Raw genomic sequence first — 16,326 nt, forward strand, 5'->3', positions numbered from 1 at the left:
GAACGATCGGTCGGGACAAGGGGGCCCACGAAACCTGTGGACAACTCGTAGGGGAGGATCGCGGGCATGACCACGGCCAAGCGGGACACGTACACCCCGGAGACTCTGCTCACCGTCGCTGTCCGTGTCTTCAACGAGCGCGGTTACGACGGCACGTCCATGGAGCACCTGTCGAAGGCGGCGGGGATTTCCAAGTCGTCCATCTACCACCATGTGGCCGGCAAGGAAGAGCTGCTGAAACGAGCGGTCAGCCGTGCGCTGGACGGGCTCTTCGGGATTCTCGGTGAAGCGGGTGCGACGCGGGGCCGCGCGGTCGCGCGGGTCGAGTACGTCACCCGTCGTACCGTCGAGGTCCTGATAGCCGAACTGCCCTATGTCACGCTGCTGCTGCGGGTGCGGGGAAACACGAAGACCGAGCGCTGGGCGCTGGAGCGGCGGCGTGAGTTCGACCAGCGGGTGGGGGATCTGCTCAAGGCCGCGGTCGCGGACGGCGATCTCCGCTCCGACGTGGACATACGCCTTGCGACGCGGCTGCTCTTCGGGATGGTCAACTCCCTGGTGGAGTGGTACCGGCCGTTGCCGGACGGTGGTGCGGAGCACGACCAGCTCGCGGACACCGTCGTGCGGCTCGCCTTCGACGGTATGAAGTCCAGCCGGTGAGCCGGTGAGCCGGTGAGCCCGGTGAGCCCGGTGAGCGGGTCAGTCGCTGTGCCGGTGAGCCGTTGGGCCGGGGCCCGGGGTGGGTCAGGTGAGTTCCGTGGGGCGGTCGGGGCCCGGGGCCAGGTCCGTCTCCTCGAACACCAGCAGAGTGCGGGTGGAGAGCACCTCGGGTATGGACTGGATCCTGGTCAGGACCAGCTCGCGCAGTGACCGGTTGTCCTGCGTGTGCACCAGCAGCAGCACGTCGAAATCACCGCTGACCAGTGCGATGTGTGTGGCTCCCGGCAGCGCCTGGAGCTGCTCCCGGACGGTGCGCCAGGAGTTCTGGACGATCTTGAGCGTGATGTAGGCGGACGCCCCCTGCCCCGCCCGTTCGTGGTTCACCCGCGCGCTGAAACCGCGGATCACCCCGTCGTCGATGAGCCGGTTGATGCGGGCGTAGGCGTTGGCGCGCGACACATGGACGCGATCGGCGACCGATCGTATCGAGGCGCGGCCGTCCGTCTGGAGCAACCGGACGATGGCGCGGTCGACGGCGTCGAGCGGGCGTGCCGGAGGAATCCGGTCGGGGTCCTCCACGCCGTCGGCCATTTGTTCAGCTGCCATGTTCCCGCGCCTCCCTGTCCTGGACGAGCTGTCTCCATCCCAGGCTGTGGAGAACCGTTTGTCCACAGGCTGACGGTGCCTGTAGCCAAAATGCGCTCGCGACCGAACAATCGGTAGGTGAGGCGCACCACACTCGCACCTCGCGCAGTCCTTGATATTTGGACATATTTCGTCACCCCTCGACATCGGGGCACTACTCGATGCCGACAGCTGTCGCTCGATACCCCTCGATGCCAGGAGGTGCTTGTCATGACGGTCCAAGAGCTGCCCGGCGCGGCCGCCCACCGGCCCACGCCGCCCCCGGCCTGGAAGCCGCTCACCGACCCCGCGCCGCTGCTCCCGGACCCCGAGCCGTACCGCGTGCTCGGTACGGACGGCGCGGCCGACGCAGACCCCGAGCTGTTGCTGCGGCTCTACGCCGAGCTGGTGCGCGGCCGGCGGTACAACACCCAGGCGACCGCCCTCACCAAGCAGGGCAGGCTCGCCGTGTACCCGTCGAGCACGGGACAGGAGGCCTGCGAGATCGCGGCCGCCCTGGTGCTCGAGGAGCGGGACTGGCTCTTCCCCAGCTACCGCGACACGCTCGCGGCCGTGGCGCGGGGGCTGGATCCGGTCGAGGCGCTGACGCTGCTGCGTGGCGACCGGCACACCGGCTACGACCCGCGCGAGCACCGCATCGCCCCGCTCTGCACCCCGCTCGCCACCCAGCTGCCGCACGCGGTGGGCCTGGCGCACGCCGCGCGGCTCAAGGGGGACGACGTCGTCGCGCTCGCCATGGTCGGCGACGGCGGCACCAGTGAGGGCGATTTCCACGAGGCACTGAATTTCGCGGCGGTCTGGCGGGCCCCGGTCGTCTTCCTCGTACAGAACAACGGCTTCGCCATCTCCGTGCCGCTGGCCAAGCAGACCGCCGCGCCCTCCCTGGCGCACAAGGCCGTGGGCTACGGGATGCCGGGCAGGCTGGTCGACGGTAACGACGCGGCGGCCATGCACCAGGTGCTCTCCGAAGCGGTCGAGCGGGCCAGGAGCGGCGCAGGCCCGACCCTGGTGGAGGCCATCACCTACCGCATGGACGCGCATACGAACGCCGACGACGCGACCCGCTACCGGGGCGACAGCGAGGTCGAGGCCTGGCGGGCGCACGATCCGGTCCAGCTCATGGAGCGGGAGCTGACGGGACGTGGTCTGCTCGGTGACGACGGCATCGAGGAGGCGCGGGCGGCCGCCGAGCGGATGGCGGCCGGGCTGCGCGAGCGGATGAACGCCGACCCGGTGCTCGACCCGATGGACCTCTTCGCCCACGTGTACGCGGAGCAGACCACCCAGCTGCGCGAGCAGGCGGCCCGCCTGCGCGTCGAGCTGGACGCGCAGGACGAGCAGCACGGCACGGACGACGGGGGAGCAGGGCGATGACCACGGCAGCTGCCACGGCCACGGAGCGGACGGCGAAGGCCAAACCCGCCACCATGGCGCAGGCCCTCGGGCGCGCGCTGCGCGACTCGATGGCGGAGGACCCCTCGGTGCACGTCCTCGGGGAGGACGTCGGCACGCTCGGTGGCGTCTTCCGGATCACGGACGGTCTGGCCAAGGAGTTCGGCGACGAACGGTGTACGGACACGCCGCTGGCCGAGGCGGGCATCCTGGGCGCGGCCGTCGGCATGGCGATGTACGGGCTGCGGCCCGTCGTGGAGATGCAGTTCGACGCCTTCGCCTATCCGGCCTTCGAGCAGCTCATCAGCCACGTCGCCAAGATGCGGAACCGGACCGGGGGCGCCATGCCGCTGCCGATCACGGTCCGGGTGCCGTACGGCGGCGGAATCGGCGGCGTCGAGCACCACAGCGACTCCTCGGAGGCGTACTACATGGCGACCCCGGGTCTCCATGTCGTCACGCCCGCCACCGTCGATGACGCGTACGGGCTGCTGAGGGCCTCGATCGCCTCCGACGACCCCGTGGTCTTCCTGGAGCCCAAGCGGCTCTACTGGTCGAAGGCGGACTGGTCGCCGCAGGCGCCCGCCGCCGTGGAGCCGATCGGGCGGGCCGTCGTGCGCCGTGCGGGACGCAGCGCGACGCTGATCACGTACGGGCCGTCCCTGCCCGTCTGCATGGAGGCGGCCCAGGCCGCGGTCGATGAGGGCTGGGACCTCGAGGTCGTCGATCTTCGCTCGCTCGTGCCGTTCGACGACGAGACGGTGGCGGCCTCCGTGCGGCGCACCGGCCGCGCCGTCGTCGTCCACGAGTCCACCGGCTTCGGCGGGCCGGGCGGCGAGATCGCGGCCCGGATCACCGAGCGCTGCTTCCACCATCTGGAGGCGCCGGTCCTGCGCGTCGCCGGCTTCGACACCCCGTACCCGCCGCCGATGCAGGAGCGGCACCACCTGCCGGGTGTGGACCGGGTGCTCGACGCGGTCGCACGGCTGCAGTGGGAGGCGGAGCACTGATGGCCCAGGTACTCGAATTCAGGCTTCCGGATCTCGGTGAGGGGCTGACCGAGGCCGAGATCGTGCGCTGGCTGGTGGCGGTCGGCGATGTCGTCGCCATCGATCAGCCGGTCGTCGAGGTGGAAACGGCCAAGGCGATGGTCGAGGTGCCGTGCCCGTACGGGGGCGTGGTGACCGCTCGGTTCGGCGAGGAGGGTGCGGAACTCCCCGTCGGGGCACCGCTGCTGACCGTCGCGGTCGGTTCCGTGGAGCCGTCCGGGGAAACGGTGGAGTCCGGGTCGGGTCCGGGTACCGACGAGGCGGAGTCCTCGGGGTCCGGCAATGTGCTGGTGGGGTACGGGACGGGCGCACCGCCGGTCCGTCGCAGGCGGGTCCGCCCGGAGGGGTTCGGGGCGCCCGCCGCTGCTCCCGCTACCGGTGCTGCATCCGCGCCAGCCGCTACTCGTGCTGCACCCGCGCCCGCAGCTGTCCGTGCTGCGTCCGCGCCGACTGTCGCATCCGCGTCCGCGTTCGGTGCAGGTGCCGGTGCCGGTGCCGACGGGGTACGGGGGCCGGTCGCCGTCATCTCTCCGCTGGTGCGCAAGCTCGCGCGGCAGCACGACCTCGATCTGCGGCAGCTCGCGGGCTCGGGCCCCGACGGGCTGATCCTGCGGGCCGACGTGGATGCCGCCATCCGGTCCGGAACCACGGTCCCGCAGGAGGCCGAGCTGAGCGGTCGGACGCCGTCGGCCCAGACGCCGGTGCGTGCCGCCGACGCGCAGGCGGGTGCCGCCGGTGAACGGGTTCCGCTGCGTGGTGTGCGGGGTGCGGTCGCCGACAAGCTGTCACGCAGCCGGCGCGAGATCCCCGACGCCACCTGCTGGGTGGACGCGGACGCCACCGAGCTGATGGCGGCCAGAGCCGCGATGAACAGCGCCGGGCCCAAGGTCTCGGTCCTCGCGCTGCTCGCCCGTATCTGCACCGCCGCGCTGGCCCGGTATCCCGAACTCAACTCCACGGTGGACCAGGAAGCACGGGAGATCGTGCGGCTGCCCGGCGTCCACCTGGGCTTCGCGGCCCAGACCGACCGGGGGCTCGTCGTACCGGTCGTCCGGGACGCGCACACACGCAACGCGGAGTCGATCGGCGCGGAGATCACCCGTCTCACCGAGGCCGCCAGGACGGGGACGCTGAAGCCGGCGGAGCTGACCGGCGGCACGTTCACCCTGAACAACTACGGGGTGTTCGGGGTGGACGGGTCCACACCGATCATCAACCACCCCGAGGCGGCGATGCTCGGCGTCGGACGGATCGTCCCCAAGCCGTGGGTGCACGAGGGCGAGCTGGCCGTGCGCCGGGTCGTCCAGCTGTCGCTGACCTTCGACCACCGGGTCTGCGACGGCGGCACAGCGGGAGGCTTCCTGCGTTACGTGGCCGACTGCGTGGAACAGCCTGCGGTGCTCCTGCGGACGCTGTAGGCGCCACCCGCCGGTGCGGCGGGAGCGGGACCGGCTGACCCGCCGGTCCTGGCGGCACGCATACTCGGGGCATGACCGCGTATGACGCCATCGTTCTCGCAGGCGGTGCCGCGAAGCGACTCGGCGGTGCCGACAAGCCCGGGGTGCGGGTCGGTGGCCGTGCGCTGCTCGACCGGGTGCTCGCCGCCTGCTCCGGCGCGGGGACCACTGTGGTCGTCGGGAGCAGGCGGCCCACCGTCCGCGCGGTGACCTGGGCGCGCGAAGAGCCCCAGGGCGGCGGCCCGTTGGCCGCGCTCGGCGCAGGGGTGCGGCAGACGTCGGCGGAGCACCTCCTCGTGCTCTCCGCCGATCTGCCCTTCCTGGGCGCGGACACGATCGGATCGCTGCTGGCGGCTGTCGACCGCAGTGACCTGGAGGGTGCCGTCTGCACCGATCAGGACGGGCGGGACCAGCCACTGGTGGCCGTCTACCGGGCGGAGCCGCTGCGCCGCGAACTGGCACTGCTCGCTGCGGAGCACGGCGGTCTCGCCGGGCTCCCCCTGCGGTTGCTGACGCACGAGCTGCGGCTCTTCCGGGTGGCGGCGGACCCGCTCGCCTCGTTCGACTGCGACACCTGGGAGGACATCGCTTCGGCGCGGGCCCGGATCAGAGAACATGGGACCGTGCTGGACGAATGGATCACCTCAGTCAAGAACGAACTGGGCATCGAACTCGACGTCGACACCGCCGTCCTGCTCGACCTCGCCCGTGACGCCGCCCACGGTGTCGCCAGGCCCGCCGCCCCGCTGACGACCTTCCTGGTCGGCTACGCGGCGGCGCAGGCGGGCAGTGGCGGGGGCGGACCCGAGGCAGTGGCCGAGGCGGCCCGCAAGGCCGCCGCGCTCGCGCTCCGGTGGGCGGACGAGACCGGGACGCCATGACAGGCCGCGGCGGCAGTGCTGGGCGGCCCCCGGCCCCCGGCCGGGGGCATCGCGCCGGTCGGACGGGTCAGGCGGGTCAGGTCGGTCAGGTCGGTCAGGTGGGTCGGTCGGCTGACCGGTCCGCTGGGCAGAACCCGGCCGATGCCGAGAGCCCGGCTGAGCGAAGGACCGCTGCCGCGGACACGAACCGCGCTGCTCCGGCGGCCCGTGCCGCGGACGTGAACCGGGCCGCGGACGCGAACCGGTCCGCGGAGGCGGTCCGGACCGCCGAGGTGAACCGCGCCACGGAAGCGGCCCGTGCCGCTGAGGCCGAGGCCGATGAGGAGCGGGCCGTGGCGCAGGCCCTCGCGCTGGTCGGCCGACAGCCGTACCGCGATCCGGGCCCTGGGCGAGGCCCCGGGGCCCCCGGCCCGTCACCCGACCCGACATCGTGGCCGTCCCCACCCCACCCGGCACCGCAGTCGTCGTCACCGGGCTCGGGCCCGACACCGAGGCAGTCGCCACCGGACCCGGACCCGGACCCGACCGCCTCCGCGGACCCCCCGTCGGGCAGGCCCGACCCGTCCGGCAGGCCCGGCCCGTCCGGCCGCCCCTCCCCCGCCGAACGTGACGCAGCCCCCGGAGCCACCCCCACCCCCGGAGCCACCCCCACCCCCGGAGCCACCCCCACCCCCGGGGCTCCCCGCGTCTCCGACCTCGACCTCGACCCCGACCCCGGCGGCCTCACCGGCCCCGGCCACCCCGCGCCGCCGCCGCCCGGCCACCCCGCACCGCCGCCGCCCGGCCGGCGGCGGCCTCGGGCGATTCCGTGGGGTGAGGCCCGTGCCGTCGCGGCCCGTGCCGGGCGCAGCGTCTCTCCGCGGACCGTGCGTCTCCCGCTCGACCGCGCGCTGGGACTCGTGCTCGCCGAGCCGCTCGCCGCGCTCACCGATCTTCCGTCCTTCGACACCTCCGCCATGGACGGCTGGGCCGTCGCGGGACCGGGCCCGTGGCAGATCCGGGAGAACGAGGGCGTGCTCGCCGGCCGCGCCGCCCCCGCACCGCTGCCCGACGGCGACGCCGTACGCATCGCCACCGGTGCCCGTATCCCGGCCGACGCCACCGCCGTCATCCGCAGCGAGCACGCCCACGCCGATGAGGCCAAGGGGGTGCTGCACCCGCAGCGGCAGGTGAGCCCCGGGCAGGACATCAGGCCGCGCGGACAGGAGTGCCGCTCGGGCGAACAACTCCTCCCCGCCGGAACGCTGGTGACGCCCGCTGTTCTGGGACTGGCTGCTGCCGCCGGATACGACGAGCTGCTCGCCCGGCCACGCCCGCGCGTCGAGGTCCTGGTCCTGGGCGACGAACTGCTCTCGGCCGGGCTGCCGCGCGACGGGCTGATCCGGGACGCGCTCGGCCCGATGATCGGCCCCTGGTTGCGGGCACTCGGTGCCGAGGTCGCCGCGCCCCGCCGTATCGGTGACGATGCCGAGACGCTCCGGCAGGCGCTCAGTGCCTCCGATGCGGATCTGGTCATCACCACCGGCGGCACCGCCGCGGGACCGGTCGACCATGTCCACCCCGTCCTCGCAGGGATCGGGGCCGAGCTGCTCGTCGACGGTGTCGCGGTTCGCCCCGGTCACCCCATGCTGCTGGCCCGGCTCGGCGCTCGGGGGCCGTATCTCGTGGGGCTGCCCGGTAATCCCCTGGCCGCCGTGTCCGGGCTGCTCACGCTCGCCGAGCCACTGCTCAGCGGACTGGCGGGACGGACTTCGCAGGAGCTCTACCGGGTCGCGGTCCGTGACGATGTGCACGGCCACCCGCACGACACCCGGCTGGTCCCCGTGGTCCACCGCGCCGCCGCCGGTCCTCGCGAGTTCAATGGCCGTGGTGGCTTCGCAACCGATGGTGACACCGATCACGTCGTAACGCTGCACTACAACGGCCCCGCCATGCTGCGTGGGATCGCCGCCGCGGACGGGTTGGCCGTCGTGGAGCCGGGCGGGGTACGGTCCGGCACCGAGGTGGAGATCCTCGATCTACCGTGGGCCCCGGCGACGCCGTGGGCTGAAGGGTGTTTCACGTGAAACTTCCCGGCCAGGACGCGATGGCCAGGCGCGCCGATGAGCAGGTCGTACCCACCCGGGTGATGCTTCCGCGCCGGGTCGTCGCCGGACCGGCACGACAGGTCGCCAAGCGGCTGATGATGGCTCTGGTGGTGCTTGCCGTCACCGTGCTGATCGTCTGGGTCGACCGCGGCGGCTACCACGACGCGGCCGACGGCAGGGTCGACCTCCTGGACGCCGTCTACTACGCGACGGTCACCCTCTCGACCACCGGGTACGGCGACATCACCCCGTACGGCGACGGTGCCCGGCTCACCAATGTGGTGCTCGTGACACCGCTGCGCGTGCTCTTCCTCATCATCCTGGTCGGCACCACCCTGGAGGTCCTCACGGAGCGGACCCGGGAGGACTTCCGGCTGAAGCGTTGGAGAACCAACTTGCGTGACCACACCGTTGTCGTCGGCTTCGGGACGAAGGGCCGTTCGGCCATTCAGACCCTGTGTGCCACCGGCCTGAAGAAGGACCAGATCGTCATCGTCGACCCGGCGTCCAAGGTGATAGAGATCGCCAACGCCGAAGGGTTCACCGGGGTGCTCGGTGACGCGACGCGCAGCGATGTGCTGCTGCGCGCCGAGCTGCAGAGGGCACGGCAGGTCATCATCGCCACCCAGCGCGACGACACGGCGGTCCTGGTCGCGCTGACCGCGCGCCAGCTCAACCGCGGTGCCAAGATCGTCGCCGCGGTGCGCGAGGAGGAGAACGCCCCGCTGCTGCGACAGTCCGGTGCCGACGCCGTGATCACCAGTGCCAGTGCGGCCGGCCGGCTGCTCGGGCTCTCCGTGCTCAGCCCCAGCGCCGGCACGGTGATGGAGGATCTGATCCAGCAGGGCAGCGGGCTCGATCTGGTCGAACGACCGGTGATAAAGGCCGAGGTGGGCAAGAACGTCCGGGAGACCGACGACCTCGTGGTCAGCGTTCTTCGCGGTCACCGGCTGCTCGGTTACGACGATCCGGTGGCCAGCCCTCTTCAGCTGACGGACCGCCTGATCACCATCGTGCGGGCCACGAACGAACCGCCCACGAGCCACACCCCGCCGACAGCCGTGCGCCCCTGACCCGAGCGGCCCCCGGACTCCCCGCCCGGCCCCCGCCGAGCCGCACGCCGCACCGCCGCGCGACCGGGTACGGAGTAGCCTCGCGGCCATGCATGCGATCACGATCTCCGAACCCGGTGGCCCCGAGGCGCTCGTGTGGGCCGAGGTGCCCGATCCCGTACCCGGCGAGGGCGAGGTCCTCGTCGATGTCGTCTCCAGCGCGGTCAACCGTGCGGATGTGCTCCAGCGGCAGGGTTTCTACAACCCGCCACCGGGCGCCTCCCCGTACCCGGGCCTGGAGTGCGCGGGCCGGATCTCCGCTCTCGGCCCCGGTGTCACGGGCTGGTCGGTCGGCGACGAGGTGTGCGCGCTCCTGTCGGGCGGCGGTTACGCGGAGAAGGTCGCCGTTCCCGCCGGGCAGCTGCTTCACGTACCCGCCGGGCTGGACCTCGTCCTCGCGGCGGCGCTGCCCGAAGTGACGGCCACGGTCTGGTCCAACGTGTTCATGGTGGCCCATCTGCGCCCCACCGAGACACTGCTGGTGCACGGCGGATCCAGTGGCATCGGCACCATGGCCATCCAGCTCGCGAAGGCGGTCGGTGCCCAGGTGGCGGTGACCGCGGGCGGGCCGGGGAAGCTGGAGCGGTGTGCGGAGCTCGGTGCCGACATCCTGATCGACTACCGGGAGCAGGACTTCGTCGAGGAGATCGGCAAGGCGACGGACGGGGCGGGTGCCGACGTCATCCTCGACATCGTCGGCGCGAAGTACCTGGAGCGGAACGTGCAGGCGCTCGCGGTCAACGGCCGGCTCGCGATCATCGGTCTCCAGGGCGGCGCCAAGGGCGAACTCAACCTCGGCGCCCTGCTGAACAAGCGGGCCGCCGTCACCGCGACCTCGCTGCGCGGGCGCCCGCTCGCCGAGAAGGCGGCGATCGTCGCGGCCGTACGCGAACACGTCTGGCCGCTCATCGCCGACGGCATCGTGCGACCGGTGGTGGACCGTACGCTGCCGATGCAGGAGGCGGCCGAGGCGCACCGGGTGATGGAGTCCAGCACGCACATCGGCAAGGTGCTCCTGCGGTCGCCCGCAGCGGCCTGAGCCACGCGAGGGGCCCGGCACACGGAGATCGTGTGCCGGGCCCTTCGCGTTCGCGTCGTCGGTGGGATCCGGGTGGGGTTACAGGTACGGGCCGGAGCGGATGGCCCCGTTCGGGTCCGCGCCGCCTTCCTCCTCCTCATGACCGCTGCCGGGCGGAAGGGCGCGGCGCATCTGCTCCAGCTGCGCACGGGCCGCCATCTGCTGGGCGAACAGCGCGGTCTGGATGCCGTGGAAGAGGCCTTCCAGCCAGCCCACCAACTGTGCCTGCGCGATCCGGAGTTCCGCCTCGGAGGGGACGGACTCCTCGGTGAACGGCAGCGAGAGCCGTTCCAGCTCCTCCACCAGCTCCGGTGCGAGGCCGTCCTCCAGCTCCTTGACCGAGCTGGCGTGGATCTCCTTGAGCCGCACCCGGCTCGCCTCGTCGAGAGGAGCCGCCCTGACCTCCTCCAGGAGCTGCTTGATCATGCTGCCGATGCGCATGACCTTCGCGGGCTGTTCGACCATCTCCGTCACCGGGACCTCGCGCGACTCGTCGTCAGTGCCACCGCCGCCGATCGCCATGCCGTCCTGCCCCACTACGAGGACCTGGGGGTGCTCCTGCGACCGTTCATTCCTCGGCATCTCCATGCCGTCCATTGTCTCGCACACCTGCCGTTCAACACGTTGGTGCCCCCGGAAACGAGTGATCCACCGTTTCCGAGGGCACCGAATCCGTGCCGAAACAGCCGGTCAGCCCGTTGCCGGGGCCTTCCGCCCGGTCATCCGGCGCGCCGCGAGAGCGTCAGCCGGGAGCGGGTGAACACCGCTGCCAGCACCCCGGCCAGCAACGGGACGACCACGGCCAGCAGCGCGATCGTCGTCCAGGGCATCACGATCGGGGTGTACGCCGATTCCATCGGGTCCAGCCGCATCTGCCGCAGGGCCTTGCGCAGATCGATCAGGCGCAGCGCCACCGCCGGTACCAGCCCGGCCCCCGTGCCCAGCAGCACACCGGTGAGTGCCACGACAACACACTGGAACCCGGACAGGCTCCTGCGCACCCGCGGGGGCGCGCCCACCGCGCTGAGCGTGGTCAGGTCGGCCTCCGCGTCGGCCTTGGCCAGCCCGGTCGTGATCGCGGCCGCTCCCAGCGTCACCACCCCGGCGAACAGCGTCAGCACCAGCAGCATGATGTCCTCGCGTTCGGCGGATCCCGTGCCGGACTGCGTGTAGACGCCCCCGCCCGCCTGGGCGATCGCGGCCTCGGTCCGCTGTTCCTCGGCGTCCGTCGGACGGTGGGAGACGGCGTAGAGACTGCCGTAGACCGCGGTGTGCAGGCCGAGCCGCTGCGCGGTCCGCTCCGGCATGATCATGCGGATTCCGGGGGTCGCGGCGTACTTCGCGTCCGCGACGTACACCTTCGTCCGGTCCTTCGTCGTCTTCGCGGGTCCCGGGTGCTCGGCGAGGTTCTTCTTGTCCTCGGGGCTGTAGCGGTGGACCGCCTTGAGCGTGACCTGTCCGTCCTTGGCGTACGCCTCGTTGAGCAGTACGGGGACGCCCGCGTCCAGGGCCTTCGCCGCGGCCGGGTCGTCGAGCTTCACGTACGTCTTCAGCAGCGCCGCGTCACCCACCACGATGTTGCTTGCGCCGCCACTGAACGTGTCTATCGTGTAGCGCTCGTCCAGGCAGGCGGGGGAGTGCATCATGCTGCGGTGTTCCTCGGCGCTCAGCCGCTCGGCGAGCTCCTTGGCTCCCTTGGAGTTGAGGGGGCAGTCGTGGCCCTTGCCGGTGGGCTTGACCAGTTCGAGCGATCCGCAGCTGTTCTCGTCCTCGTAGTAGGTGTTGCAGTCGCTGCCCGCCCACACCCGGGAGATCCCGGCGGGCCGGCCGCTGGTCGCCATGTTCCGTTCCACCGCCGACCGTGCCAGCGGGAGCCGCTCCACACTCTTGGCGTCCATGGCGTAGAGCACGACCGACTTGTCGCTGAGCATCGGCGTGTAGTCGTAGTCCCCCTCGGCCGCGGTGCTGGACATGTACGTGGCGATGGCCACCGATCCCGCGACCGCGGCCATGACCGCCGCGACCGCCGGGGCGGTCCTGCCGCGGTTGCGGGCCGCGTCGCGCAGCGCCATCCGGGGCGAGAGCGGGAGCCTGCGGCCGAGCCGGCCGAGCATGCCGACGATGACCGGGATACAGCCCAGGAGCCCGAGTTCCGCGATCACCGACCCGGCGGCGACCTTGCCCGAGCTGTCGGTGGTGCCGCCGAGGATGGCGATCCCGATGCCGAGCGCCAGGGCGCTGACGCCCACGATCGGCAGGACCCGGGAGCTGCGGCGGACTCCGCGGTGGCCGGTGAGCGACTCCAGTACGGACTGCCGGCTCGCCACGATCGCCGGGACGAAGGCTGCGAGCAGCCCGGTGACCAGGCCGATCACGGCGACGATCAGCAGATCCTTGGGATTGACGGAGAGCGAACCGAACCGGTGTCCGGCCTGCTCCTCGATCAGTGGGCGGAACACCATGGTCAGCGTCAGGCCGGCCACCACCCCCACCACGGCTCCGGCGCCACCGAGCACCACACCGCCGGAGAGGACCACGGCCCGGACATGGCGCCGGTCCCCGCCGCAGGTGCCGAGGAGTCCGAGCTGGCGGCGGGAGCGGCGCGCGCCGACAGCGAACGCCGGTCCGGCGAGCAGCACGATCTCCAGGACCGCCATGGCGACGATCGTGACGAGGGCCGCGCTCAGTTCACCGGAGTCGGTGTACTCGGGGCTGCTGCCCTGCTTCCGGATGAGCGGGACCTCGGAGTCCTGCGGCGGGTCGGAGACGACCTGACGGGAGACGACGAGGGCGCCCTTCTTGTTGGCCGCCATCACATCGGTCCAGCTGACGCCCTTTCCGCCGGCGGCGTTCACCAGCCAGGTCAGCTCGCCGGCGTTCGGCGGCAGCACCTTCTTGTCGTGGGCGGCGGTGGCCTTCCACGGGGCGATGACCGCGCCCGGGTCGGCGTAGAGCGCCTTGGCCTTCAGGTCGTCGGGGTGTTCGACCGTGCCGGTGATGGTGTACTTCTGCTCCGGTCCGCGCACGGTGATCCGCGAACCGATGTGCAGACCGGCCGACTTCAGGAACGTCTCGGTGGCGACCATGTCGCCGGTGCCCTTCGGGAACGAGCCGTCGACGAGGTCGAGCTTGCCGCGCGCCATCTCGTCCGAGGTCCGGAACTCGAAGATGTCGGTGTCCGTGATTCCGTACCCGGTGGTGACGCTGGCGGGCACGGACTGGATGCTGATGCCCCGCGCACCCTGCGGGAACGTGGTCCGCAGATCGAGCGGGGGCGCGTCCTCGGGCAGCGGGGTGTCGCTGAGGGGGGCGTAGTTGTCCCCGCTGACCGACTGGTCCATCGGACCCGACTCGGGGTCCCGGAACAGCGCGTCGGCCGAGCCGATCTGGACCGTCAGTTTCTCGGCAGCGGTGGGTTCCACGCTGCGGTACGTCACGTCGAGTGCGGTCACGCCGAGCACGGGCACGGCGATCATCGCGACCACCAGGGCGCTGCGGCCCTTGGACCGAAGGGCGTCGCGCCGGGCTATCCGCAGGGCTGCGCGCCAGCCCGTGAAGACGCTCACTCGGCGCCGCCGGCGGCCAGCAGCGAGTCGGCGCCCGCGGACAGTGTCTGGTCGACGATCGAGCCGTCCCGCAGGAAGACCACCCGGTCCGCCCAGGCCGCGTAACGCGGTTCGTGCGTCACCATCACCCCGGCCGCGCCCTGGTCGCAGCGGTTGCGCAGCAGGGCGAGGACGGTCTCGCCGGTCTCGGAGTCGAGCGCTCCGGTCGGCTCGTCGGCGAGCACCAGGCGCCGGTCCCCCACCAGCGCGCGGGCGATCGCGACGCGCTGCTGCTGGCCGCCGGACATCTCGTCCGGGAAGCGGTCGGCGATCTCCTGGAGGTTCATCTCCTCCAGCGCGGCACGCGCTTCCTTGCGCGCCTTGCGCACCGAGACACCGTCGAGTTCGCGCGGCAGGGCGACGTTCTCGGCGGCGGTCAGGGCGGGGATCAGGTTGTAGTCCTGGAAGACGTATCCGACGCTGCGGCGGCGCAGCGCGGCCACGCCCTTGCGGCCGAGCGTCGAGATGTCCTGGCCCTCGATGACGACCTGGCCCGAAGTCGCGGTGTCGAGACCGCCGGCGATCGTCAGCAGGGTGGACTTGCCTGAGCCGGAGGGGCCCATCACGGCGACGAGTTCACCGGCGTGCACCGACAGGTTGATACCGCGCAGGGCGTGCACCTCGGCTATGCCGGTGCCGTGGGTGCGGGTGAGTGCGCGGAGTTCGAGCACCGGCGCATCCACCGGCAGGGGTGGAGCGGCTGGGGACGGGACGTGCAGGGACATGGCGGTTGTTCCCCCTCGGAACGTTCTGTGGTCGGTGCGCGGTGCCGGGTGTGCGGCGTCAGGTGCGTGGGCCCGGCGGGGCGGGCCGGCCGGGCTGTGGCTGAGCGGCGCGGGGCGCCGGTTCAGCGACGGGCGCCGGGCCGCGCCGTGCGGGCGGGGCCGCGTGCGGGTGTGCTCGTCTCCGGTTCCGTAGCGGCGGCCTCGGCGAGACGGACCAGCCGGGCCTCGCAGTGGTCCAGCCAGCGGGCCTCGGCCTCGGCCTGGAAGATCAGCTGCTCCAGCACGAGCAGCCAGGCGACCTCGTCGCGGTTGGCGGGCACATCGGTGAGGGCCTGCGCCTTGAGGCGCGTGTAGTCCTGCATCGCCTTGACCGTGTGGTGGCGCTGGGACTGGATGACGGCCCGGATGTCGACGCCCGGGGCGCCGACGGCCATGGCGAGCTTGATGGCCAGCTCGTCGCGGGGCGGACTGCTGCGGTCGACGGGGGTCTCGAACCAGTTGCGCAGCTCGTCGCGTCCCTCGTCGCTGATCGAGTAGAGGGCGTGGCCCTGGTCGTCCTCGCCGTCCTGGGCGACCAGGCCGTCACGCTCCAGCCTGCTCAGCGTCGTGTACACCTGCCCGACGTTGAGCGGCCAGGTGGAGCCCGTTCGGGACTCGAATTCGGTGCGGAGCTGGGAGCCGTAGCGCGGCCCCCGTTCCAGTAGGGCCAGCAGCCCGTGGCGGATCGACATACTGAGTATGTATACCCAGTATGCCGTTGGGCGCAACTCCCGTGACCTGCTGTGTAAGGGTCGGAGCGGCCGGTGGGCGGCGGTCAGTCGGTGCGGCGCATGCGCAGTCCGAGGAAGCCGAGACCCAGCCCCACCAGGGCGATTCCCACCCCGAGCGACATCTGCCGGACCTGCTCCACGGTGCGTCCGTCGAGGGCCTGCGAGGTCGGCCGGCCGCTTTCGGGCGAGGTGCTCGCGTCAGGGGTGGCGGCCGGTGCGACGTCGGGGTCCGTGGCGGCGGCCTCGTCCTCCTCCTCGTCCGCGTCGGCGGCCTCGTCCTCCTGGGCGATCTCCTGGGGTGTCAGCTGTCGCCCGGGACGCTGCCGTCCCTCTCCGGCGGACAGCCCCGCGAGCGGCGACTGCTTGTCCTGCGGCCGGGGCGATCCGGCGCTCGGCGACGGTGACCCGGCGGCATCCGGATCGTCCGAGGCGTCAGAGGCGTCCGAGGCGCCCGGAGGAACGGCCGATGGGGCGGCCGGGGGTGTGAGTGGCGGGGGTGCGGGGGGTGCGGGCGCGGCCGAGGGTCCGGCGGAAGCGTCCGTTCCGTCCGCGGGGGGAGGGGCGGGCGACGGCGGGGTGGCGGACGGCGTCACGGCGGGCGGGCCGGGCACGGTGGCGGAGGGCTGCGCGGCGGCCGTCGTGCGCGCCGCCACGGAGGCGCTGACCTGCACCGGGCCTCCGGCTGCAACGCGGCGGGCCGCGTGCGCCTCGCCACCCGTCACGACCCCCAGTGCCGCGGCTGCCGTGATCGCCAGGCAGACCGCGCACCGTGAGGGCCGTGAGGGCAGATGTCCTGAAGCCATGCCGTCAGCGTCACATGTGACGAAATGTCCGGCATCTCAGGTGGTGCGGACGGATGGCCCAC

Annotated in this window: 14 protein-coding genes; 8 read left to right on the forward strand and 6 right to left on the reverse strand. The window is 72.3% G+C overall.

The annotated features are described in order from the left end of the window. Positions 1–66 precede the first annotated feature (66 nt). A complete protein-coding gene (locus tag ACFVJX_RS17905) occupies positions 67–660 on the forward strand; it encodes a TetR/AcrR family transcriptional regulator (protein WP_384122697.1) in 594 nt (197 codons plus the stop codon). 84 nt (positions 661–744) lie between these two features. Here ACFVJX_RS17905 and ACFVJX_RS17910 read toward each other — a convergent pair whose 3' ends face one another. Then, positions 745–1,251, reverse strand: coding sequence for an Lrp/AsnC family transcriptional regulator (locus ACFVJX_RS17910; protein WP_384123037.1), 507 nt, complete (start codon positions 1,249–1,251; stop codon positions 745–747). A 264-nt stretch (positions 1,252–1,515) separates the two neighbouring features. On the opposite strand from ACFVJX_RS17910, the gene pdhA reads away from it, so the two are divergent. The 7 genes from pdhA to ACFVJX_RS17945 all read left to right on the forward strand — a co-directional run bounded on the left by pdhA (position 1,516) and on the right by ACFVJX_RS17945 (position 10,322). Continuing rightward, complete coding sequence (gene pdhA, locus ACFVJX_RS17915; RefSeq protein ID WP_384122699.1) at positions 1,516–2,679, forward strand: pyruvate dehydrogenase (acetyl-transferring) E1 component subunit alpha; 1,164 nt, start codon at positions 1,516–1,518, stop codon at positions 2,677–2,679. Continuing rightward, complete coding sequence (locus ACFVJX_RS17920) at positions 2,676–3,707, forward strand: alpha-ketoacid dehydrogenase subunit beta (RefSeq protein WP_384122700.1); 1,032 nt, start codon at positions 2,676–2,678, stop codon at positions 3,705–3,707. Before pdhA ends, ACFVJX_RS17920 begins: the two co-directional genes overlap by 4 nt. Beyond that, entirely contained in the window at positions 3,707–5,164 is a 1,458-nt protein-coding gene (locus tag ACFVJX_RS17925; protein WP_384122702.1) for a dihydrolipoamide acetyltransferase family protein, read from the forward strand. Before ACFVJX_RS17920 ends, ACFVJX_RS17925 begins: the two co-directional genes overlap by 1 nt. Positions 5,165–5,235: 71 nt before the next feature. Next, complete coding sequence (locus ACFVJX_RS17930) at positions 5,236–6,084, forward strand: NTP transferase domain-containing protein (RefSeq protein WP_384122704.1); 849 nt, start codon at positions 5,236–5,238, stop codon at positions 6,082–6,084. A 350-nt stretch (positions 6,085–6,434) separates the two neighbouring features. Beyond that, a complete protein-coding gene (locus ACFVJX_RS17935) occupies positions 6,435–8,150 on the forward strand; it encodes a molybdopterin molybdotransferase MoeA (RefSeq protein ID WP_384123039.1) in 1,716 nt (571 codons plus the stop codon). 20 nt (positions 8,151–8,170) lie between these two features. Then, positions 8,171–9,244 (forward strand): potassium channel family protein, encoded by a 1,074-nt coding sequence (locus ACFVJX_RS17940; protein WP_384123041.1) that lies wholly within the window; start codon positions 8,171–8,173, stop codon positions 9,242–9,244. A gap of 88 nt (positions 9,245–9,332) precedes the next feature. After that, positions 9,333–10,322 (forward strand): NAD(P)H-quinone oxidoreductase, encoded by a 990-nt coding sequence (locus ACFVJX_RS17945; RefSeq protein ID WP_384122706.1) that lies wholly within the window; start codon positions 9,333–9,335, stop codon positions 10,320–10,322. Between the two features lie 78 nt (positions 10,323–10,400). Here ACFVJX_RS17945 and ACFVJX_RS17950 read toward each other — a convergent pair whose 3' ends face one another. The 5 genes from ACFVJX_RS17950 to ACFVJX_RS17970 form a co-directional block, all read right to left on the reverse strand. Then, a complete protein-coding gene (locus ACFVJX_RS17950; RefSeq protein ID WP_384122708.1) occupies positions 10,401–10,949 on the reverse strand; it encodes a bacterial proteasome activator family protein in 549 nt (182 codons plus the stop codon). Positions 10,950–11,080: 131 nt separating this feature from the next. Next, positions 11,081–13,927, reverse strand: coding sequence for an FtsX-like permease family protein (locus tag ACFVJX_RS17955; protein ID WP_384122710.1), 2,847 nt, complete (start codon positions 13,925–13,927; stop codon positions 11,081–11,083). Beyond that, positions 13,924–14,691: an ABC transporter ATP-binding protein gene (locus ACFVJX_RS17960; protein WP_384122712.1), complete on the reverse strand. Its 768-nt coding sequence runs from the start codon at positions 14,689–14,691 to the stop codon at positions 13,924–13,926. Before ACFVJX_RS17960 ends, ACFVJX_RS17955 begins: the two co-directional genes overlap by 4 nt. Before the next feature lie 122 nt (positions 14,692–14,813). Continuing rightward, positions 14,814–15,422 (reverse strand): PadR family transcriptional regulator, encoded by a 609-nt coding sequence (locus tag ACFVJX_RS17965; RefSeq protein WP_384122714.1) that lies wholly within the window; start codon positions 15,420–15,422, stop codon positions 14,814–14,816. Between the two features lie 83 nt (positions 15,423–15,505). After that, positions 15,506–16,264, reverse strand: a complete 759-nt coding sequence (locus ACFVJX_RS17970) for a hypothetical protein (protein ID WP_384195278.1) — start codon at positions 16,262–16,264, stop codon at positions 15,506–15,508. Between the last annotated feature and the right edge of the window lie 62 nt (positions 16,265–16,326).

The organism is Streptomyces sp. NPDC127177 (assembly GCF_042672475.1).
GTDB lineage: Bacteria > Actinomycetota > Actinomycetes > Streptomycetales > Streptomycetaceae > Streptomyces.